We start from the raw sequence: 20,162 nt of genomic DNA, 5'->3' as shown, positions 1-20,162 counted from the left end.
CAGTGTCTCTCGTCCCCGCCGGCCTATCGCCGCGGAGGCTCGTCCGGGTCAGGCTCGGGCTCCGGAATGGGCTCCTCCGCCGGGGGCTCCGCCGCGGCGGAATCCACGGCCACCGTGTCGGCGACCGGCGGCGGCGGCGGGCGGGGATCCTCGCCCGCCAGCGTGAGCCGGACGGAGCTGCCCATCCGCAGGCTGTCGCCCGCCGCGGGCGACTGGGCGATCACCGTTCCCGCCGGCTCGGCGGACGCCGGATCGTACGCCACCCGGCCCGCGCTCAGCGACGTCGCCTGCAGCCGCGCCTGGGCGTCGCCTTGCAGCAGCCCCACCACGCTGGGCACCAGCACCCTGGGCGGCCCCGCGCTGATCAGCAGCTCCACCGGCCCGGGAAGCGAGGCCGGCTTTCCCGCCTCGGGCCGCAGGCCGATGATGCTGCCCTCCTCGCTGCGGTGCAGCACGTTGCGGACGGCCACGCGAAAGCCGTAGCGCTGCAGCAGGCCGACCGCGTCCGCGCGGGAAAGCCCCTTGATGGAGGGCACGACGCGCGTCTCCGCCCCCGAGCTGAGCACGATGCGCACCTGCGTGCCGCGCGCCACCTCTTCGCCGGGCAGGGGCGTCTGCATCAGCACGCGCCCGCGGCCCACGCGCGGGTTGGGCAATTGCCCGCCGCGCAGCATCTCCAGCCCCAGCCGCTCCACGGCGCGCTCCGCCTGCCCGGCCGTGCGCCCGGTGAGGTCCGGAACGGTGACGATGGGCGAGCGCCCGAAGCCGGGAAAGAACAGGAACGTCATCACCAGGTAGCCGACCACGAACATCGACAGCCCGGTGATCAGCACGTATTTCTGCAGGCGCCGCTCGTCGAAGTACCGCCGGACGCGGCCGGGGATTTCGCGGTGCCAGCCGCGCGGCGGCGGCCGGACGCGCGCGTAGTAGCGCGGAGGCTTGCGGCTCACGCGGGCCTCCGCAGCCGCGCCGCGAACGCGCCGTCCACGCCGTGGCGCTGGGGCAGCACGCACAGGCGCCCGGCCTCATCCAGCACGGACCCGTCCACGGCGTTCGTCGCCTCCAGCGCCCACCCGGGGCGCGCACCAAGGAACTGCTCCACTCGCACCTCGTTCTCCTCCCGCTCCAGCGAACAGGTGGAATACACCAGCAGCCCCCCGGGGCGCACCAGCTCCGCCGACGCGGCCAGCAGCTCGTCCTGCAGCCGCACCAGGGCTTCCAGGTCTTCCGGCGTCACCCGCCAGCGCCCGTCGGGGTGCCGGCGCAGCGTTCCCGTCCCCGTGCAGGGCGCGTCCAGCAGCACCGCGTCCGCCGCGCGGAACGGGGGCCGGCGCGCGTCCGCCACCACCACGCCGATGCGGTCGTCCCACCCCAGGCGGGCGGAGTTCTGGGTGACCCGCCGCATCCGCCGGCGCGACAGGTCCGCCGCGACGACCCGCCCCGCGCGCTCGGCCAGCCCCAGCGCCTTGCCCCCCGGCGCCGCGCAGACGTCCAGCACCGTGGCGCCCTCCGCGACGTCGGCGTAGCGGACGACGAGGGCCGCCGCCGGGTCCTGCACCACCGCGGGCACCGCGGTCAGCACCTCCGCGACGGGGGCGACGGGAACGTGCAGCGAGTCGGGCGCGAAGTCGACCGGGGTGGATTCGATCTCCGCCGCCCGCAGCCGCGCCCGCGCCTCGTCCGTCGAGACGCCCAGCGGCCGGATGTACAGCTCCGGCCGCCGGTTGTTCGCCTCCACCAGAACCCGCGCCTGCTCGGGGCCCCAGCGCTCGATCCACCGCTCCACCAGCCAGCGCGGGTGCGAACCCCAGGTGCAGAGGAAACCGGCCGCATCCTCATCGAACGACGCGTACACGATCTCCGGGCGGCGCCGCAGGTTCTGCAGGATGCCGTTCACCAACCCCGAGGCGCGCGGCACCCCCGCCATCCTCACCAGCTCCACCGACTCGGAGACGGCGGCGTACGCGGGAACGCTCCCCATCTCCAGCAGCTGGTACGCGCCCAGGCGCAGCACGTCGAGCACCGTGGGGTCCAGGCTGGCCGCCCCGTCGCGCGCGAAGGTGTCGACGATGTGGTCCAGCCGCCCCTGCAGCCGAAAGGTGCCGTACACCAGCTCCTGCGTCCACGCCCGGTCGCGCGGGTCCAGCCCCTCGGTGGCCGCGTCGAGCGCGCGGTCGCCCAGCTCGCCCTCGCGCACGCGGGCCAGCGCTTCCAGCGCCGCCTGCCGGGTGACCGTCGGCTGTGCCGCCATTCCGTTCAGTCCAGCATGCCGGCCAGGGGCGACGACGGCACCGCGCGCTCGCGCCGCGGCATGCGGCCGGCCAGGTACGCCAGGCGCCCCGCCTCCGTCGCCAGCGCCATCGCGCGGCCCATGCGCACGGGGTCGCGCGCCTCGGCGACGGCGGTGTTCATCAGGATGCCGTCCACGCCCTGCTCCATCGTCACCGCCGCGTCCGACGCCGTGCCCACGCCCGCGTCCACGATCACCGGCACCGACAGGCGCGCCTTGATCGTGCGGATGTTGTACGGGTTCACCAGCCCCAGCCCGCTGCCGATGGGCGAGGCCAGCGGCATCACCGCCGCGCATCCCGCGTCTTCCAGCCGCAGCGCCGTGATCAGGTCGTCGTTCGTGTACGCGAGCACGACGAAGCCGTCTGCCACCAGCTCCCGTGCGGCGCGCAGGGTGGCTTCGGCATCAGGCAGCAGCGTCTCCTGATCGCCGATCACTTCCAGCTTCACCCAGTTGGTGAAGCCGGCGGCGCGCGCCAGGCGGGCGTAGCGGATGGCGTCCTCGGCCGTGTAGCACCCGGCCGTGTTGGGAAGCAGCAGGTAGTCGTTGGGATCCAGGTGATGGAGAACGCCTTCCTCCTTCGTCCGGTCCAGGTCCACGCGGCGGACGGCGACCGTTACCACCTCGGTCCCGGACGCCTCGATGGCGGCCACCATCTCCGGGTTCGTGCGGTACTTTCCCGTCCCCAGCATCAGCCGCGAGCGCAGCGGGCGATCGGCGATCACCAGCGGCGTGTCCAGCGCGGTGGGGGTTTCGAGCAGTGCTTCGGACATCGGACTTCAGTGCGTGAGTGCGAAGGTCGGGGCGCTTCGATCGGCGCCGGCGCATGCCTCGGCTGCCCTCTCCCCCCGGCCCCCTCTCCCGCAAGCGGGAGAGGGGGAGAATTCGTGTGCGCTTCGGTCGATCAGCCGCCGCCGACGAAGTGGACCAGCTCCAGAGAATCGCCCTCGTGGACGATCGTCTCCGCCAGCAATTCGCGGCGCAGGATCTCGCAGTTGCGCTCCACCACGACCATGCGCGGGTTCAGCGACAGGTGCTCCAGCAGGCGATCGACCGTCAGCCCCGCGGGAATGGCGCGCTCGTCGCCGTTCACCCGCACCGTGATTCCCCCCGCCACCAGCGTGTCAGACATCGGTTCCCTTCCAGTACTCCAGGTATTCGCGGACCGCCTCGGCGGGATCCACCGCGTCCCACACGCCGCGGATCACCGCGATCCCGGACGCCCCCGCCCCGCGTGCCTCCGCTGCCCGCTCCGGCGTCACCCCGCCGATCGCGACCACGGCAATGTCGGATGACGCGATCTCCCGGATCAGCCCGAGCCCGGCGCCTTCCCGTCCCGGGTGCGACGGGGTCGGCCAGATCGTCCCCGCGACGACGAAGTCCGCTCCTTCCGCTACCGAGTCGATCGCCTCGGCGGCCGAGTGGACGGAGGCACCGAGGAGCCGATCCGGACCCAGCAGTCGCCGCGCGTCGCGCACCCGCACTCCGCGTGCACCCACCTGCGCGCCATCCGCCGCCGCGAGCGCGACGTCGATCCGGTCGTTCACCAGCAGCACCGCGCGCCGGCCGACTGCGTCACGGATCACGCGGGCGAGGTCGTGCAGGCGGCGCCCGGACGCGCGCGGCGCGCGAAGGTGGAACACGATGTCGGGCCCCCCCATCGCCAGGATGAGCCGCGCGCAATCCACGAAGTCCGTCCGGGCCACCACCTCGTCGTCGGCGACGACGTGGAGCGGCGGAAGGGAATCAGGCCTCGCCACCGAACCGGTCGCCCGCAGCCACGCCGCGGCCGCGCACCCATTCGCCCGCTCCCATCCGGCGCTTCCCCGGCGGCTGCACCTCGCGCACCCGCACCGCGCCGCTGCCGCAGGCGATCAGCACGCCCTCCTGCCCGTCCGCCTCCAGCACCTCGCCCGGCGCGCCGGCCGCTTCGGGCACCACCTGGGGGCGGAACAGCTTCACCGGCCCGCGGTCGCCCAGCGGGCTCCAGGCACCCGGCACGTCGTCCATCCCGCGGATCCACAGCGCCACCTCGTCCGCGGGGCGCGACCAGTCCAGGCGCGCCACCTCGCGGTCCACCTTGGGCGCGTACGTGGCGCGGGCGTGGTCCTGCGGCAGGGCATCCAGCCCGCCCGCCTCCATCAGCGCCAGCGCCTCCACCAGCGCCTCGGCGCCCACCTCGGCCAGGCGCATGGCGAGTTCGCTGGCGGACTCGTCGGACTCGATGGGCTCTTCCACCTGCAGCAGCACGGGGCCGGAATCCAGCCCCGCCTCCATGCGCATGATGGAAACGCCCGACGACTCGTGGCCTCGAACGATGGCCCACTGGATGGGCGCCGCGCCGCGAAGCTCCGGCAGCAGCGAAGCGTGGATGTTCACCGACCCCAGCGGTGGCAGTTCCAGCACCTCGGGCCGCAGGATCTGCCCGAAGGCGACGACGACCGAGATGTCGGGCCCCAGCGCGCGGACCTGCGCGACGAACTCGTCACCGCGCGCCCGCTCCGGCTGCAGGATGGGCACGCCCATCTCCAGCGCCTCCTGCTTCACCGGCGACAGGGCCACGGCCCGTCCCCGCCCCGCCGGCCGGTCCGGCTGCGTGACCACCCCCACCACGTCGTGGCCCTCTTCGCACAGGGCGCGCAGCGCGGGAAGCGCAAAGGCCGGCGTGCCCCAGAACAGGACCTTCACGGCTTCGCCAGCTTGCGGTACTTCTTCACCAGCATGGAGCGCTTGATGGGCGACAGGCGGTCGATGAACAGTACCCCGTCCAGGTGGTCGATCTCGTGCTGAAGGCAGCGCGCCATCATCCCGTCGGCGTCGATGCGCACCGGGTTGCCCTGCGTGTCCAGCCCCTCGACCACGCACGTCGCCGGCCGGTCCACCGAGCCGGTGACGCCGGGGATGGAAAGGCACCCCTCCTCCACCCGCTCCGTGCCGCCCCCCGACTCCACGATCCGCGGGTCGATCAGCGCCATCTTCGGGGCGCCTTCCTCGGCCACGTCCACCACGATCAGCCGCATCCCCAAGCCCACCTGAGGCGCCGCCAGTCCGATGCCGTGGGCGTCGTACATGGTCTCGAACATGTCCTGCACCAGGCGATCCAGCTCCGGTCCGGGCGCAGGCACCTCTTCGGCGCGGCGGCGCAGGACCTCGGCGCCCAGCGTCTCGATCTCGAGGACGGGCATGCTACTTCTTTTCCGCGCCCGCCGTCGCCGGGCCGGTGCGCCGGGCGATCTTGGAGCGCTCGACCACTACCGTCGACTGCCCGCTCTTCACCTGCACCTGGTCGTCCTTGATCCCCGTGATCTCGCCGATCAGCCCGCCCGCGGTGACCACCTGGTCGCCGCGCTGCAGGCTGTTCACCATCTCCTGGTGCGCCTTCAGCTGCCGCCGCTGCGGAACGAAGAAGACGATGTAGAAGATGACGATGATGATGAGCATGGGCATGAACCCCAACAGCGAGCTGCCCTGCCCCTGCCCCGAAGCCTGCGCGAGAAGTAGGATGTCCATCGATCCGGTCGGCCGTGAGTTGATGTGCCGCGATTCAGGCACTGGCGCGGGCCGCCTTGCCCGCGTGAAAGCGGTCCAGCCAGGCGCGGCTCCACGAGGTGAAGTCGCCCGCCGCGATCCGTTCGCGCGACGTTTCCGCCAGCCGCACCAGGAACCGCAGGTTGTGGATGGAGAGAAGCCGCATGCTCAGCCCCTCGCCCGCCACGAACAGGTGGCGCAGGTACGCCCGCGTGTAGGTGCGGCAGGTGTAGCAGTCGCACTCGGGGTCCAGCGGCCCCGGGTCGGCGCGAAAGCGGTGCTGCTTGATGTTCGCCTGCCCCTCGCCCGCGATCCACACCGCGCCGTTGCGCCCGTTTCGGGTGGGGGCCACGCAGTCGAACATGTCTACGCCCCGGGCGATGGCCTCCAGCAGGTCGTCGGGGTAGCCCACGCCCATCAGGTACCGCGGCAGCGCGGGCGGAAGCTCCGGCTGCACCGCTTCGAGCATCGCGTGCATCTTCGGCTTGGGCTCGCCGACGGAAAGGCCGCCGATGGCGATGCCGTGCCAGTCTCCCGCCGACAGCGTCGCCCGCGCCGATTCGCGCCGCAGGTCTTGGTACACCCCGCCCTGCACGATGGGAAACAGCGTCTGCACCGGGCCTTCCGGGTCCTCCCCCGGCAGCTCGCTGAAGCGGCGGCGGCAGCGCTCCAGCCAGCGCAGGGTGCGCTCGTACGCCTCCGTCGCCACCTCGCGCGACGACTGTCCCGGCGGGCACTGGTCGAAGGCCATGATGATGTCGGCCCCCAGCGCGCGCTCGATCTCCATCACCCGCTCGGGGGTGAACAGGTGGCGCGAGCCGTCGATGTGGCTCTGGAAGGTGACTCCCTCTTCCTCGATCGTGTTGATGTCGGAGAGCGAGAACACCTGGAACCCGCCCGAGTCCGTGAGGATGGGCCCGTCCCACCCCTGGAAGCGGTGAAGCCCTCCCATTTCGCGCACCAGCTCGTGCCCGGGGCGCAGGTACAGGTGGTAGGTGTTGCCCAGGATGATATGTGCCCCCAGCCCCGACACCTCGGCGGGCGTCAGCGTCTTGACCGTCGCCTGCGTGCCGACGGGCATGAACACGGGCGTCTGCACCTGCCCGTGGGGCAGCGTGAGCGTGCCCGTGCGCGCGGCGCCCTCGGTCGCATGGATCTGGAACTCGAACAGACTGCGCCTCCCCTGGTCAAACCCGCGCCGTCACCCGCATGCGTCGGCAGGCCGGTAGTTTGGCGGATGCGGGGGGCCACGGCAAGGCGCGACCTGCATTCCGCCCCGTCAGCGCGTCTCGGCGTGCGCCCGCCGGTCGGGTGCTCCAATGCGCCGCTCCTGGCGTACGGTCGCATCCCGCGCCCGCGCACGATCTTCCCGCATCACCAGGAAAACCGTCCACAGGCCGATCGCGCCCATCACACCGAGGACGCTCCAGCCGACGATCAGGACTAGCTGGTAGTACGTTTCCGTGCTCATCCTCTGCTCCTTGTCCACTCAGACCAGGTACCCAGGACACCCGCGAACGCGGCCACCCAAACAGACAAAGTAAACAGGTTCACGCTAAAAATCAGCCACTGCGAACAACCGTCCACTTTCACGCCAGGACGTGAACAACTCGTGTTCCACCGCAGGCCAGGATCGTTGAGATCATGATGCATGTACACGCCGTACATTGCCGCCGAGAAGACGGCACCAAGAAGGAAAATCCCGAAGAGCGGGCTCAGGATCTCGCGGTTGTCCGAGCCTTGTGCGTCCAGGAAGGAACTGAAGATGGCGCCTACTTGAGCCGCGCAGATCATCACCGCGAAGAAGAGCAGAGCCGGCGAGTGCGGAACCAACGCTGCCCGCCCGCTCAGCAGCTGCAGGAGGACCGAAACCCCGAACGGCAGCAGGCCGAACGCGATCGTGAAGACGAACCACCTGAGCATCGGATTCATGGTCCCCGTCCCTCGGGTGAGCAGAAATGCAAACGGACCGGACGAATGATGATCGCCGGTCCGCCGTTGCGCAAGTGGTTTGTTTATGGGTATTTAGGACACTTTCGACCACCATCCGGAAGCCGTCACCGGAGGACCATCGCGTCACCGTAGGAAAAGAACCGGTATCCGCGCTCTACGGCCTCGCGGTACGCCGCCATCACCAGCTCGTACCCTCCCAAAGCCGACACCAGCATCAGCAGCGTGCTCCGCGGGAGGTGGAAGTTGGTGACCAGGTGGTCAACGGCCCTGAAGCGGTACGGCGGGCGGATGAAGATGTCGGTCCACCCCTCACCCGCGTGCACCCGTCCGTCGTCCGCGGCCGCGGACTCCAGCGTACGCACGACGGTGGTGCCGACGGCCCAGATGGCGCCGCCGGCCGCGCGCGTCTCGTTGACGGCCGCCGCCGCCTCGGCCGACACGCTGTACCACTCGGAGTGCATGCGGTGCTCGGCGGGGTCCTCGGCCTCCACCGGGCGAAAGGTGCCTACGCCGACGTGCAGGACCAGGCGGGCGATGCGCACGCCCCTGGCCTGGAACGCCGCGATCAGCTCGGGGGTGAAGTGAAGGCCCGCGGTGGGCGCGGCGACGGAGCCCCGCTCGCGCGCGTAGACCGTCTGGTAGCGCTCGCGGTCCGCCTCCGTCGCGCTCCGCTCCACGTAGGGCGGCAGCGGCACCTCGCCGTAGCGGTCCAGCGCGTCGGCCAGGGGCAGCGGCGTCACCAGCCGCACGATGCGCTCGCCGCCGGGGGTGGAGTCCAGTATCTCCACCGAAAGCTCCTCGCCCACCTCCACCGTTCGCCCGGGCTTGAGCTTGGCGCCGGGGCGCACGAGCGCCGTCCACACCATTTCCTCGCCCCCGTGCGGGTGCAGGAGGAGCACCTCGGCGGCGGCGCCCGTAGCCTTGCGCCCCAGCAGGCGCGCGGGAAAGACCCGCGTCTCGTTGAGCACGAGGGTGTCTCCCGCGGGCACGTATTGGACCAGGTCGGAAAAGACGCGGTGGTGCAGCTCGCCGGTCGAGCGGTCCACCACCAGCAGCCGGCTGGCGTCGCGCCGCTCCGCCGGGGCCTGGGCCACCTGCTCCGGCGGAAGGTGAAAATCGAAGTCCGACGTGCGGAACGCGCGCTCCGTCACGCGTCGAACAGGTTGGGCTGCACCGGTCCCGCCGCCCCGCCGAACATCCCGGGGAGGTTGGCGCCGGCGCCGTCCACCGGCGGGGCGTAGCCGAAGCGGCGGTAGGCCAGCGCCGTCGCCACCCGCCCGCGCGGCGTGCGCATCAGGAAGCCGTTCTGGATGAGGAAGGGCTCGTACACCTCTTCCAGCGTCCCGGCGTCCTCCCCGATGGCCACGGCCAGGGTGTTCAGCCCCACGGGCCCGCCGCCGAACTGCTCGATCATGCTGCGCAGCACCCGCGTGTCCATCTCGTCAAGGCCGAACTCGTCCACGTCCAGCATCAGCAGCGCCGCATCGGCCACGTCGCGGGTGATCACGCCATCCGCGCGCACCTGGGCGTAGTCGCGCACCCGTCGCATCAGCCGGTTGGCCACGCGCGGCGTGCCCCGCGAGCGCCGCGCGATCTCCATCGCGCCATGCGTTTCGCACCCCACGCCCAGGATTTCGGCCGTGCGCTCCACGATGAAGGCCAGGTGCTGCACGGGATAGTAGTGTAGCCGCTGCACGATGCCGAAGCGGGCGCGCATGGGCGGCGTGAGCAGGCCGTAGCGCGTGGTGGCGCCGATCAGCGTGAACTTTTCGATGGGCATGGAGATCATCTGCGCATGCGGCCCGTCCGAAAGGCGCACGTCGATCCGCCAGTCCTCCATCGCGGGATACAGGAACTCCTCGATGATGGGACGCAGGCGGTGGATCTCGTCGATGAACAGGATGTCGCCCTCGCGCAGCGTCGTCAGCTCGCGGACCAGGTCCGCCGGCTTTTCGAGCACCGGGGCGGCGGTGATCTTGATGTTGACGCCCAGCTCGCGGGCCATCAGCAGCGCCAGCGTGGTCTTGCCCAGCCCGGGCGGGCCGTAGAACAGGACGTGGTCCAGCGGCTCGCGGCGGCTGAGCGCCGCGTCGATGGCGATCTGCAGCGACTCCTTGACCTTGTCCTGGCCGATGAACTCGGCCAGGCGCTGCGGGCGCAGGCTGAGCTCGCTGCCTTCCTCGTCGGTCAGCGCGGCGGGCGTGGTGATCTCGGAGCGCGGTTGCTGCTGGGACATCGGGCGATGGTTCCGGGTCGTGGAATGCCGTCCGTCAACAATGTACGGCTTTTCTTCGGATCGCACCAGAGTGTTCTACGCGAAGATCCCCTTCCGCCAAGGGGCGCAAGGGGATCGGGGCTGCCCGGCTTTACTTCAGCCGCGCCAGCGCCTCACGGATCAGCTCCGGCGCGGAGAGGCTGCCCTTTTCCTGCACCACCGACCGGACCGCGCGGTCCGCGTCCGCCGTGGTGACGCCCAGCGCGGTGAGGGCGCGCAGGGCCTCTTCGGCGGCGGGGGCGCGCTGGCCCAGCGCGGACGAGGCGAAGGCGATGTCGTCCAGCTTGCCCGTCAATTCCAGGACGATGCGCTCGCCCGTCTTCTTGCCGACGCCCGACACCGCCGTCAGCGCCGCCGCGTTCCGCTCGCGTACGGCGCGCACCACCTGCTCCGCCGTCAGCGCCGAGAGAAGGCCGAGGGCCAGCCGCGGCCCCACCATGTTCACGCCCAGAAGCCGCGTGAAGACGGTCTTCTCGGTGTCGTCCAGGAACCCGAAGAGCATCACCGCGTCTTCGCGCACCAGGTGATAGGTGCGGATGGTCACCTGCTCGCCCAGGCGCGGCAGGCGCTCGAACACGGTCGTAGGGATGGCGATCTCGTACGCCACGCCGCCGGAGGTCATCACCTCCACGCGTTCCAGGTCGCGGACGATCAGCTCGCCGCGGATGCGCGAGATCATCGGCGGCCTCCCAGCTTCTGCAGGTTCGCGAACGTAAGGGGAATCGGCGCCTTGAGCTGCGGGCCGAAGCCGCGGAAGCAGTGCGTGAGCGCGAGCGCCACGCCGTCCGCCGCATCGTGGGGACGGGGAACCTCGCGCAGCTTCAGGTGGCGCTGCACCATCAGCCCCACCTGGTCCTTGGTCGCGCGGCCGGCGCCCACCACCGCGGCCTTCACCTCGGCGGGCGGGTACTCGGCCACGCGCAGCCCCTTGAGCGCGGCGGCCAGCAGCACGGCGCCGCGGGCGTGGCCCAGCACGACGGACGTGCGGACGTTCTTGGCGTAGAACACGCCCTCGACCGAGACGACCGCGGGCTTCGTACGTTCGATGACTTCCGACAGCCCCTCGAAGATCACCCGCAGCCGGTCCGCGAGGTCATCTTTTGTGTCGGTGCGGACGACGCCGCATTCCAGCAGCGAAAGGGCGCCGTCCGCGCTCCGGCGGACGACGCCGTATCCCGTGACCGCGGTGCCGGGGTCCACCCCCAGCACCACGGACTCGGACGGGGGAAGGCCCAGGCTCACACCCCTGCCAGGGCGTCGGCGTCCAGGTCGGCGTTGGTGTATACCTTCTGCACGTCGTCCAGCTCTTCCAGCAGTTCCAGCAGCTTGACGAGCTGCTCGGCGTCGGCGCCCTCGACGCGGATCTCGGTCTTGGGGACCATCGCCAGCTCGGCGTCTTCCCACTCGATGCCCGCGGCACGGAGCGCGTCCTGCACGGCGTGGAAGTCGGCGACTTCCGTAAAAACCGTGTGGCCGTCCTCGCCGGTTTCCACGTCCAGGGCGCCCGCGTCCAGCGCCGCCATCATCACCGTCTCCTCGTCGTGCTTCGCGGCGTCGATGGAGATCTGGCCGCGGCGGTCGAACATCCAGGCCACGCTGCCGGAGCTGCCCAGGTTGCCGCCGTTGCGCGAGAGCCAGCGGCGGATGTCGGCGACGGTGCGGTTGCCGTTGTCGGTGAGCGATTCGATCATGATGGCGACGCCGGCGGGGCCGTACGCCTCGTAGGTGATCTCCTCGTAGTTCACGCCCTCGAGCTCGCCGGTGCCCTTCTTGATGGCGCGCTCGATGTTCTCGTTGGGCATGTTCACCGACTTGGCCGTGTCGATGGCCAGGCGCAGCCGCGGGTTGCCCGCGGGATCGCCGCCGCCTTCCTTGGCGGCGACGGTGATCTCACGGATCTTCTTGGTCCAGGTGGCGGCGCGACGGTTGTCGGTGAGCGCCTTCTTGTGCTTGATCTGCTTCCACTTGCTATGCCCGGCCATCGGGCACCTCCCGTCGCTGATGCTTTCGTTGATGATCGTTAGAATGCAGGCCGACCAATATACGCTCTGGGGCACGCCGGTTCAACGCGCGGGCCCGATCCCTGGATCCGTCGCGCCCCGGACGGCATCGGCGCGCCCCCGTTGAGCCACAGGCCGGACCGATTTTTCGTCCCCCCTGTGCATCCCGCCCCGTTCGCTTTTACATTCGAAGGAACCCCAATGAGAGGTGCCCGATGAGCATTCCCCTCGAGCAATTGCGATCGGAACTGAAGAGCCTTCCCCGGGACGTCCTCGCCGACCTGGTGCATTCGGTCCTCGACGACGCGGGTGGGGACTCCAGGGAATGGACCGGGGAAGTGGAGGAAGCCTGGGGTCGTGAAGCGCACCGCAGGTGGGAGGCGTACCTGCAGGGCAGCGAGGAGATGATTCCGCTGGAGGACGCGATGACCCGGCTCCGGGCGCGCCTCCGACGGTGAACCTCTCCGTATCCGCGTCTGCGCTGCAGGACCTGGAGGAAGCCGCGGCCTGGTACAACCGGGAGAAACCAGGGCTTGGCGACGACCTGGCTGATGCGTTCGAGGCAGCAGCACACCGGATCCGTGAACGGCCGGAGATCGGTTCCGCATTCTGGATTGGCGAGCGGAAGCTGGTGATGCGCCGCTTTCCCTACTCCGTGATCTACCGGGTGGAGGACGACACCGTGTTCGTGCTGGCCTTTGCGCATCACCGGCGAAAGCCCGGATACTGGCGCGACGAGGAAGCTGGATGAGCAAACGGGCCGCCCGCGTGGACAGCCCGTCTTGCTGTGCGAATCGCGCTTACGCCCGGTCCGCCTCTACCTCGTCCGTGTAGGAGTCGTAGTAGTAGGCGTACTTCTCGTGGCCCCCGATCTTCTGGTCGGGGTCGTTCAGCACGATGCCCACGATGCGCGCGCCCACCGCGCGCAGCTGCTCGGCGGCGTGCTGCGCGCTGTGGCGCTCCGTCTGCCCGGCGCGCACCACCATCAGCAGGGCGTCGGACTGGGCGCCCAGAATCTCCGCGTCGGCGGCGGCCAGCACCGGGGGCGTGTCGACCACCACCAGGTCATACACCCCGCTCAGCACGCGCATCAGCCGCCCCATTCCCGGCCCGCCCAGCAGCTCCGACACGTGGGGAACCAGCCGTCCCGCGGCCAGCACGTGCAGCTTGTCGACCTTGGAGGGGCGCAGCGCCTCGTCGAGCGGCACCTCGCCCAGCAGCACCTCGGTGAGCCCCGGCGCCCGCGGCAGGCCGTACACGCCGTGAAGACGGGCGCGGCGCAGGTCGGCGTCGATGACGCACACGCGCAGCCCCTGCTGCGCGAAGGTGGCGGCCAGGTTGGCCGTGACCGTGGTCTTGCCCTCCGACGCCCCGGGGCTGGTGACCAGCAGCGTGCGCATGGGCATGCCGTGCTGCGCAAACATCAGGTGCGTGCGCAGCTTGCGGTACGCCTGCGAGCCGGCGGACTGAACGTCGTTCACCGCCACCAGCTGCTCGGTGCGCTCCGGCTCGCCGCCGCGCCCCAGCAGCTTGGCCTTGCCCAGGCGGCTGGCCGCGCGCGGCGGCTCGCCCAGGCGGGGGATCACCGCCACCACCGGCGCGCGCATGGCCGTCTCCACGTCCTCGCGGCGGCTGATGGCCGTGTTCAGCCGGTCCAGGACCAGCGCGCCGCCGGCGCCCAGCATCAGGCCGATCAGCAGGGCGAACAACAGCCGGCGCTTGGTGCCGGGGTCGATGACCGCACCCGGGTCCATGGCCAGGTCCACGATGTCCACCTGCCCCGCCTGCACCGCCTCGTCGATGCGTGCCTCCTGCTGCTCGCGCCGCAGGTCGTCCACCAGCTTCTGCAGCGTCTCCACCTCGCGCGACAGCCTCATCTCGTCGGCCTCGGCCTCGGGAAGCTCCGTGATGGAGGCCGCGTCCTCGGACATCACCTGGTCCAGCACGGCGATGCGCGCGGCAAGGGCGTCGCTGCGGGCCTCGACGGCGCGCATCAGCCGGCCGCGGTAGGTGGTGATGAGGGAATCCAGCTGCTGCACGTCGGGGTTGCTGGCGGCCCGGGACCAGCGGCCGGTGGTCAGCGAGTCGCGGTCGCCCTGGTAGCGCAGCAGGGTCGTGTACAGCGCGGCGATCCCCGCGTTGGCCGACACCTCGGGCGAGGCGGCCAGGGCGGCGACCTGCTCGGTGCTCTCGCGGCCGCTCCCGCTGGCCAGCCCGCGCGCCATCTGGTCGTAGATCTGCTTTTCGCTCAGCAGGTCCTGGCGCTGCAGGCGGAACCCGGCCAGCCCCTCCTCCGTGACCCGGAACTTTTCACGGGGCGAAAAGGCGCGTACGCCGCGGCGGAAGTCGCTGAGCTGGCGCTGCGCCACCAGGAGCAGCCCGTCGGTCTGGCGCAGCTGCTCCTCGACGAACTGGCGCCGCCGCCGCGACAGCGTCTGCGCGGACCGCATGCTGACGTCGCGGAACGCCGCCGCGAACGCGTTGGCTCCCTGCTGCGCCAGGACGGGATCGTCGGCGACGTACTGGATCGTGATGTGGTTGGTCATCTCGACCTGCGACACGTTCATCGCGCCGAGGGCGCCCAGGACGGCTTCCTGGTGATTGATCACCTGGAACGTGGCCGTGGGAACGCCAACGGGCCGCCCGCCAAAGGTGACGGCAACGGCGCCCAGGTCCAGCGGCTGCCCGTAGGCCGCCGCGACGGCGCGCCCCCGCATCCGCGCCTCCACCCTGTCGGCCCGAAAGGTAAACGACACGGTGTCGCCGCTGGGCGCGCCGGGGGAAACGTGGATCGACCGGATGGCCGACCGGGGGAACCCGGGCGACGTGGGCCTCAGCCGCAGGCCCAGCGAATCGACCACCTCGGCGGCGACCGCGCGGCTGCGCAGCAGCTGGATCTGCGACAGGATGGGGTCGGTGTACCAGCCCTGCGCGTCCTGCACCTGCCCGGGGGCGATGTCGCCCGCCATCTCTTCGCGGGCGTTCACCAGGCGCACCGACGACGCGGCGGCGTACTGCGGAACCTGGCGCTGCAGCTTGTACCAGACGAAGCCCATGGAAAGGAGCACGGCGGCCACGATCAGCCACGCGTAGCGCCGCAGGGCGGCCACGTACTCGTCCAGGGGAATGCCCTCTTCCACCGCCGAGCCGTAGCGCTCGGGCGTGGGGACGCCGCGCAGCACCGGCGAGGGCTGCGCGGAGGGCACGGGTTCGGGCAGAAGGCGGTTGCCTTGGAATTCAGGCACGGGAGACCGGCTGAAGGGGAGTTACGCGGAACCCTGGCTCAGGTACCACTCTACGGTGCGGCGCAGCCCCTCGTGCATGGGGACGCGCGCGCGGAAGCCGAACAGGCGCAGGGCCCGGCTGGTGTCCAGGGAGCGCCGGGGCTGCCCGTCGGGCTGCGTGGGGTCGAAGGCCAGGCGCCCCTCGAAGCCCACCAGGCCGGCGATCAGCCCGGCCAGCTCGCGGATGCGTATCTCATTACCAATTCCGACGTTGACGGGTTCCACCCCGTCGTAGTGCTCCGCCGCCAGCAGGATGGCGCGCGCGGCGTCGTCCACGTACAGGAACTCGCGCGACGCCTCGCCCGTGCCCCACACGGGAAGCTCCCCGGCCCCATCCCGCCGGGCCTCGGCCATGCGGCGGATGAGCGCGGGGATCACGTGCGAGGTGGCCGGGTCGAAGTTGTCGCGCGGGCCGTACAGGTTGGTGGGCAGCAGGTAGATGCCGTTCAGCCCGTACTGCTCGCGGTACGCCGCCAGCTGCACCAGCAGCGCCTTCTTGGCGATGCCGTAGGGCGCGTTGGTTTCTTCCGGGTACCCCGCCCAGAGGTCTTCTTCGCGGAAGGGAACCGGGGTGATCCTGGGGTACGCGCAGACGGTGCCGATCTGCACGAACTTCTCGACCCCGGCCACGCGCGCCTGCTCGATCATGGCCACGCCCATCATGGCGTTGGCGTAGAAGAAGCGCCCCGGCGCGGCGCGGTTGGCGCCGATGCCGCCCACCTCGGCGGCCAGGTGCATGACGAGCTGCGGACGGGCGGCCTCGTACACCCGCTCCACGTCGGCCTGGCGCGTCAGGTCGAACTGCGCGCGCCGGGGAACGAAGGGCTCGGCCCCGCAGGCGCGCAGGCGCTCGACCACGTGCGAGCCCAGGAACCCCGATCCGCCGGTGACCAGGACGCGCCGCCCGCGCCAGAAGTCGGACGAGGCCTCGAGTTCGGGCAGGGACGGCGGCGGGGCGGCTTCGCTGGAGGTCATTCGGGCCTGGACGTGGGGATGGCGGGCATGGGACGGCCCGCGGCTTCGTGGTACAGGGCCAGCGTGTCGCGGGCCATGCGCTCCGCGCTGAACTCCGTGCTCACCCGCTCGCGCGCCGCCCGGCCCAGGCGCGTGCGCAGGCCGACGTCGTCCAGCAGGCGGGTGAGGGCGGCGGCCAGCGCGGCGGGGTCGCGGGGCGGAACGGTGAGCCCCGTCTGGCCGTCGCGCGACACGAAGGGCACGCCGCTGGGGATTTGCGTGTTGACCACCGGCAGCCCGGCGGCCATCGCCTCCAGCTGCACCAGGCCGAACGCCTCGCTCCGCGCCGTGGCGGGAAGGGCGAACACGTCGGCGGCGGCGTAGTGCGACGCCACGCTGTCGACGCGCCCCGCCAGCGTCACGCGGCCGGCGATGCCCTGCTCGGCCGCCAGCCGCTCCAGCTCGCGGTGCATGGGCCCGTCGCCGACGATCACCAGGTGCCCGTCGACGCTGTCCATCGCCCTGACAAGGTAGTCGAAACCCTTGTAGTAAACCAGCCTACCCACCGCCAGCACCACCCTTGCGCCATATCGTTCCCGGAGCATGGCGACGGTGGCGGGGTCGGGCGTGCCCGCGTCGTCCGGGCGGATGCCGAAGGGGATCACCCGCACGCGGTCCGCGTGGCGCCGCAGCACGGGCGAGCTGGCCGCGTAGTCGGGCGAGCTGGCGATGATGGCGTGCGCGCGGCGCAAAAAACGGTGCTGCACGGGCCAGAAGAGCGTCCGCAGCACGCGCTGGCGGACGATGTCGCTGTGGTAGGTGACGACCAGGGGCGCGCGGCTGCCGCTGGCCAGGTACGAAAGCACGCCCGTGGGGTTGGGATGATGCAGGTGCACCACGTCGGCCCCGGACCCGCGGATGGCGGCGGCCATCCCGGGATTCACCGTCGCCGACGAGATCCACGCCGCCGTGCCGATCCGCAGCACGGGAACGCCGTCCACCGTCTCCGAGACCGTCTCGCGCCCGTCGTGTGCGACGATCACCCGCAGGTCCACGTCGTCCACCAGCTCGCCGCACAGGGTGGCGAGGTGGCTTTCCATTCCGCCGGGGTAGGGCGGATAGAACTTGCCGACGTGCACCACCTTCAGGCGCGCGCTCACGCCGCCTCCGCCAGCACGCGGTCGTACACGGCGGCGATCCCCGCGGCGAAGCGGTCCAGCCCGTACCGCCGCGCCCGGTCCAGCGACGCGGCCGTGGCGGCGCTCCGCTCTCCCGCGTCCGCCAGGCTCGCCAGCGTTCCCGACAGCGCGGCGGACCAGGTGGCCGGATCGTCTCCGTCCACGTACCGCGCGGCTCCGCCGCCGACCTCGCGATACACGGGCAGGGCGCTGGCGAGCACGGGAGCGCCGCAGGCCATCGCCTCCACCAGCGGCAGCCCGAATCCCTCGCGCTCCGACGTGCTCACCACCAGCGCGGCGCGGCGGTAGAGCGCAGCGAGTAGCGGGCGGGGCACCCACGGCACCTCCACGATCCGCCCGGCGATCCCCAGCTCCTCCGCCAACTGGCGATGTACCGGCTCCAGCGGTCCGCCGACGCGGATCAGACGAGCACGGGGGTTCGCCGCGAGCATCGGGGCTGCGGCGCGCAGCAGCAGGCCGATGCGCTTCCGTGGAGCGGTGCTTCCGACGTGGAGGAGATCGACTGCGTCCGGCGGCGCCGGGCCGAGCAGCGTCGCCACGTGCGCATCCGCCGTGGGATCGGGATCGGCGCGGAAGTCGGGGTGTGCGGCCAGCGGCACGGTCGACACGCGGTCCGCCGGTACGACGCCGTGCTCCAGCAGTTCCGCGCGAACCGCCTCGCTGTCGCAGACCACGTGCGCCGCGCGCTGAAGGCCGCCGAGGACGCGCTTCATCATCGCCCGGAACCACAGCGGCCGCGGGTCGCGTTCCGGCTGCAGGAGCGAGCGAAAGGCATCCAGGTCGTGGCAGGTGACGATGGTGCGCCTGGCCGGGAGCGCGCGGACGAGCTGGGCGTAGCTGTGGTCCACCACGTGATACAGGTCCCTCCCCCCGCCATGCCGGCGCAACCACCGCGGGTAGGCCACGTGCCGCCCGATCAGGCGGTCGGCGTTGTACCCCGCGCCCCCCGCCCATCCTCCAAGGAGGCGCGGCATGCGTGGCTGGATGCGCTCCGGCGCGAACCGCGGCGCATGCCGGCGCAGCCCATCCATCAGCAGGTCGCCGACCAGGTCCATGCTGGGCCAGTTCTCGGCGGCGTAGTCGTAGACGATTCCGACGCGGGCGCTCACCTGGGGCGGCACAGGAGCCAGGCCTGGGAGTTCAGCAGCGGGCCCAGCGCGGGAACGGGCGAGAACCGCGTCCGCTCGATGCGGAAATCCCGCCCGATGCGGGCCGCGAGCGCGCGCCAGTTGAAGCCCTTGTGCCCGTGGTAGCGGTTGGGGGTGCCATCGGCGAAGCGCGTTTCGTACACGGGGCGATCCACCGCCGCGCCGGCGATCATGCGGACCAGCTCGCCGGGCGCGTACCGCTCGCGTTCCTGGTAGCCGCTGATGCCGCGCAGCCCCGCGGCCGCGCGCGCCGCCTGCTTCACCAGCAGCGCCGGCCCCGTTTCCACCGGCACGCTGATGATCACCGCCGCGCCGGGCGACGCGAGCCGCTTCAGCTGCCCCAGCACCCGCTCCACCGTGTCGGACGTGCAGTGCTCCAGCACTTCCATGCAGGTGAGCACGCCGAACCCGGCCGCCGGGAGGGCATCCAGCTCGTCTCCCGCGTGGACGAACGCCAGCCCCGCCAGCGCGCGGAAGCGCTCGCGCGCGCCGTCCACGAGCGCCTGGTCGATCTCCGCACCCACCGCGTCGGGAAACAGGTCGTGCACCATCGCCAGGAAGGTCCCGTCGCCGCAGCCGTAGTCCAGCAGCTGCGCCCCGGCGTACGGCTGCACCATCCGCCGCGCCGTCCGGAACCGCCGCTCGTGGCTCCACCCGATGAGCCCCGCGCCCCCGGAAAGCTGCTTCCGCGCGTACTCGCCCGATGCGATCAGCTCCGCGTTGTCGCCGTTCACCGCGGCGCGCCTCCGGCCGCGGGCGCCACCCGGTGAAAGTAGCCGTCCAGCTGCAGCAGGCGCTCGTCGTGCGGATCCACCAGCGCCGGCTCCAGGTGCACGCACGCGTAGCCCAGCGATTCCAGCCGCCGGTACATCTCGACGAACGGGAGCTCGCCCTCGTACATCCCCACCGTCGACATCTCCAGCTGGATGGTGTCGACGCGGTCGAGAACCCCGCCGGCGCCATCCAGCACGTCGGCCTCGTGGCCCTGCGTGTCGATCTTCAGCCAGACACGGTCTCCCGGCTGGACGTACCGGTCGAACACGGCGTCCAGCCGCTCGACGGTGACCGTTTCCGATCCCACGTATTCCGATTCCGGCGCGGCGGAGAGATGCGCGTCCAGCATGGGACGCAGGGAGCTGCTCCAGGAATTTCCCGCCACGTTCAGCACGGCTTCGCCCGGAGCGGAGCCCAGCGCCAGGTTCACCGTCTGCCACGCGGGGTCCGCTACAGCCAGCGAGCTCAGTGCGGCATACGCGGACGACAGCGGCTCGAACGACACGATGCGGCGGCGATACCCGATGCCCCGCAGCTCACGGGCGTACTGCCCGGCGTTGGCCCCCACGTCGAGAACCACCGTCACGCCGAAGCGCGACAGCAGGTGGGCCCTGCGCGAAAGGTGCGGCGGGACCGGGCGATGGCGAACCAGGTCGATGCCCGCGCGGTTCAGCAGCGCGCGCCCGGACGTGGCGATCCCCCTCAGCATCGATCTGGCACGTGGCGGCACATGACAGTGACCGGTAAGAACCTGGAC

General features: G+C 71.4%; 24 protein-coding genes. 2 read left to right on the top strand and 22 right to left on the bottom strand.

Annotation, left to right across the window (positions count from 1 at the left end; genetic code table 11):
* Positions 1-23: 23 nt before the first annotated feature.
* The 16 genes from VGB24_RS05980 to VGB24_RS05905 form a co-directional block, all read right to left on the bottom strand.
* Entirely contained in the window at positions 24-950 is a 927-nt protein-coding gene (locus VGB24_RS05980; RefSeq protein ID WP_331072053.1) for a PASTA domain-containing protein, read from the bottom strand.
* The gene (gene rsmB, locus VGB24_RS05975) at positions 947-2,251 is read right to left on the bottom strand and encodes a 16S rRNA (cytosine(967)-C(5))-methyltransferase RsmB (RefSeq protein ID WP_331072052.1); all 1,305 of its coding nucleotides are present in this window, start codon (positions 2,249-2,251) and stop codon (positions 947-949) included. Before rsmB ends, VGB24_RS05980 begins: the two co-directional genes overlap by 4 nt.
* A gap of 5 nt (positions 2,252-2,256) precedes the next feature.
* Positions 2,257-3,063 carry a thiazole synthase gene (locus VGB24_RS05970; RefSeq protein WP_331072051.1) on the bottom strand — a complete coding sequence of 269 codons (807 nt, stop codon included), beginning with the start codon at positions 3,061-3,063 and terminating at the stop codon, positions 2,257-2,259.
* A gap of 131 nt (positions 3,064-3,194) precedes the next feature.
* Positions 3,195-3,422, bottom strand: coding sequence for a sulfur carrier protein ThiS (gene thiS, locus VGB24_RS05965; RefSeq protein ID WP_331072050.1), 228 nt, complete (start codon positions 3,420-3,422; stop codon positions 3,195-3,197).
* Positions 3,415-4,050, bottom strand: coding sequence for a thiamine phosphate synthase (locus VGB24_RS05960; protein WP_331072049.1), 636 nt, complete (start codon positions 4,048-4,050; stop codon positions 3,415-3,417). The genes thiS and VGB24_RS05960 overlap by 8 nt, the downstream gene beginning before the upstream one ends.
* Positions 4,037-4,978: a methionyl-tRNA formyltransferase gene (gene fmt / locus VGB24_RS05955; protein ID WP_331072048.1), complete on the bottom strand. Its 942-nt coding sequence runs from the start codon at positions 4,976-4,978 to the stop codon at positions 4,037-4,039. The genes VGB24_RS05960 and fmt overlap by 14 nt, the downstream gene beginning before the upstream one ends.
* Positions 4,975-5,475: a peptide deformylase gene (def, locus tag VGB24_RS05950; protein ID WP_331072047.1), complete on the bottom strand. Its 501-nt coding sequence runs from the start codon at positions 5,473-5,475 to the stop codon at positions 4,975-4,977. The genes fmt and def overlap by 4 nt, the downstream gene beginning before the upstream one ends.
* A gap of 1 nt (position 5,476) precedes the next feature.
* Positions 5,477-5,800, bottom strand: a complete 324-nt coding sequence (yajC, locus tag VGB24_RS05945) for a preprotein translocase subunit YajC (RefSeq protein ID WP_331072046.1) — start codon at positions 5,798-5,800, stop codon at positions 5,477-5,479.
* A 34-nt stretch (positions 5,801-5,834) separates the two neighbouring features.
* A complete protein-coding gene (gene tgt / locus VGB24_RS05940; RefSeq protein WP_349263896.1) occupies positions 5,835-6,989 on the bottom strand; it encodes a tRNA guanosine(34) transglycosylase Tgt in 1,155 nt (384 codons plus the stop codon).
* A 108-nt stretch (positions 6,990-7,097) separates the two neighbouring features.
* Positions 7,098-7,289, bottom strand: coding sequence for a hypothetical protein (locus VGB24_RS05935; RefSeq protein WP_331072045.1), 192 nt, complete (start codon positions 7,287-7,289; stop codon positions 7,098-7,100).
* Entirely contained in the window at positions 7,286-7,750 is a 465-nt protein-coding gene (locus VGB24_RS05930; protein ID WP_331072044.1) for a hypothetical protein, read from the bottom strand. Before VGB24_RS05930 ends, VGB24_RS05935 begins: the two co-directional genes overlap by 4 nt.
* Positions 7,751-7,875: 125 nt before the next feature.
* Positions 7,876-8,922: a tRNA preQ1(34) S-adenosylmethionine ribosyltransferase-isomerase QueA gene (gene queA, locus VGB24_RS05925; protein WP_331072043.1), complete on the bottom strand. Its 1,047-nt coding sequence runs from the start codon at positions 8,920-8,922 to the stop codon at positions 7,876-7,878.
* On the bottom strand, positions 8,919-10,007 hold the full coding sequence (gene ruvB / locus VGB24_RS05920) for a Holliday junction branch migration DNA helicase RuvB (protein WP_331072042.1): 1,089 nt from the start codon (positions 10,005-10,007) through the stop codon (positions 8,919-8,921). Before ruvB ends, queA begins: the two co-directional genes overlap by 4 nt.
* Positions 10,008-10,137: 130 nt before the next feature.
* Positions 10,138-10,725, bottom strand: a complete 588-nt coding sequence (ruvA, locus tag VGB24_RS05915; protein ID WP_331072041.1) for a Holliday junction branch migration protein RuvA — start codon at positions 10,723-10,725, stop codon at positions 10,138-10,140.
* Positions 10,722-11,288 (bottom strand): crossover junction endodeoxyribonuclease RuvC, encoded by a 567-nt coding sequence (gene ruvC, locus VGB24_RS05910; protein WP_331072040.1) that lies wholly within the window; start codon positions 11,286-11,288, stop codon positions 10,722-10,724. Before ruvC ends, ruvA begins: the two co-directional genes overlap by 4 nt.
* Positions 11,285-12,028 (bottom strand): YebC/PmpR family DNA-binding transcriptional regulator, encoded by a 744-nt coding sequence (locus VGB24_RS05905; protein ID WP_331072039.1) that lies wholly within the window; start codon positions 12,026-12,028, stop codon positions 11,285-11,287. Before VGB24_RS05905 ends, ruvC begins: the two co-directional genes overlap by 4 nt.
* 233 nt (positions 12,029-12,261) lie before the next feature.
* Here VGB24_RS05905 and VGB24_RS05900 point away from each other — a divergent pair, with 233 nt between their 5' ends.
* Both VGB24_RS05900 and VGB24_RS05895 read left to right on the top strand, forming a co-directional pair.
* Positions 12,262-12,504 (top strand): addiction module protein, encoded by a 243-nt coding sequence (locus VGB24_RS05900; protein WP_331072038.1) that lies wholly within the window; start codon positions 12,262-12,264, stop codon positions 12,502-12,504.
* Positions 12,501-12,797, top strand: a complete 297-nt coding sequence (locus tag VGB24_RS05895) for a type II toxin-antitoxin system RelE/ParE family toxin (RefSeq protein ID WP_331072037.1) — start codon at positions 12,501-12,503, stop codon at positions 12,795-12,797. The genes VGB24_RS05900 and VGB24_RS05895 overlap by 4 nt, the downstream gene beginning before the upstream one ends.
* Before the next feature lie 49 nt (positions 12,798-12,846).
* On the opposite strand, the gene VGB24_RS05890 is transcribed toward VGB24_RS05895, so the two are convergent.
* The 6 genes from VGB24_RS05890 to VGB24_RS05865 are packed head-to-tail and all read right to left on the bottom strand — an operon-like array spanning position 12,847 to position 20,114.
* Entirely contained in the window at positions 12,847-15,291 is a 2,445-nt protein-coding gene (locus VGB24_RS05890; protein WP_331072036.1) for a polysaccharide biosynthesis tyrosine autokinase, read from the bottom strand.
* A gap of 21 nt (positions 15,292-15,312) precedes the next feature.
* Complete coding sequence (locus tag VGB24_RS05885; protein WP_331072035.1) at positions 15,313-16,305, bottom strand: GDP-L-fucose synthase; 993 nt, start codon at positions 16,303-16,305, stop codon at positions 15,313-15,315.
* On the bottom strand, positions 16,302-17,444 hold the full coding sequence (locus tag VGB24_RS05880; RefSeq protein ID WP_331072034.1) for a glycosyltransferase: 1,143 nt from the start codon (positions 17,442-17,444) through the stop codon (positions 16,302-16,304). Before VGB24_RS05880 ends, VGB24_RS05885 begins: the two co-directional genes overlap by 4 nt.
* A complete protein-coding gene (locus VGB24_RS05875) occupies positions 17,441-18,592 on the bottom strand; it encodes a glycosyltransferase family 1 protein (RefSeq protein WP_331072033.1) in 1,152 nt (383 codons plus the stop codon). Before VGB24_RS05875 ends, VGB24_RS05880 begins: the two co-directional genes overlap by 4 nt.
* The gene (locus tag VGB24_RS05870) at positions 18,589-19,365 is read right to left on the bottom strand and encodes a class I SAM-dependent methyltransferase (RefSeq protein WP_331072032.1); all 777 of its coding nucleotides are present in this window, start codon (positions 19,363-19,365) and stop codon (positions 18,589-18,591) included. The genes VGB24_RS05875 and VGB24_RS05870 overlap by 4 nt, the downstream gene beginning before the upstream one ends.
* Positions 19,362-20,114 (bottom strand): FkbM family methyltransferase, encoded by a 753-nt coding sequence (locus tag VGB24_RS05865; protein WP_331072031.1) that lies wholly within the window; start codon positions 20,112-20,114, stop codon positions 19,362-19,364. Before VGB24_RS05865 ends, VGB24_RS05870 begins: the two co-directional genes overlap by 4 nt.
* Positions 20,115-20,162 lie beyond the last annotated feature (48 nt).

Origin of the sequence: Longimicrobium sp., assembly GCF_036399935.1 — a bacterium.
GTDB lineage: Bacteria > Gemmatimonadota > Gemmatimonadetes > Longimicrobiales > Longimicrobiaceae > Longimicrobium.
Note: the sequence above shows the minus strand (reverse complement) of the source record. Positions and strands in the feature narration are given on the sequence as shown.